The organism is Peribacillus sp. SIMBA_075, assembly GCF_046534585.1.
Window position 1 is genome coordinate 1 of sequence record NZ_JAWRYN010000379.1, and the last position, 293, is coordinate 293.

Sequence of the window (293 nt, forward strand, 5' to 3'; positions counted from 1 at the left end):
CGATCAACACAGATGCCAATACGGTCAATGCGACTGCAAATGCGCCGTAAAGGGTAAGCCCGGCAGTTGTCACAATCAAGACTGCAAGCACCGCAATCAGCAGCGAAATATAAAGTGTACTGAAAATTTCATTGACGTTTTCGGCTTGGGAAACATAGCGTTCAGCAGAAATGACAGCAGGCAATTCTTCATTGAAGCCATCAATTACTTCGCTGACACGGTCATCGACAGACGGCACATCTTGCCCGGTCTGCAAAAAGACCGTATAGGAAACGGACGGCTCGCCTTCAAAG

At 48.1% G+C, this 293-nt stretch carries 1 protein-coding gene; it reads right to left on the reverse strand.

Translation table 11 applies throughout. From position 1 onward, the window contains the following. A partial coding sequence (locus tag SB775_RS28665) for a hypothetical protein (protein ID WP_410864574.1) occupies positions 1-238 on the reverse strand: 238 nt, incomplete at its 3' end. Positions 239-293: the final 55 nt, after the last annotated feature.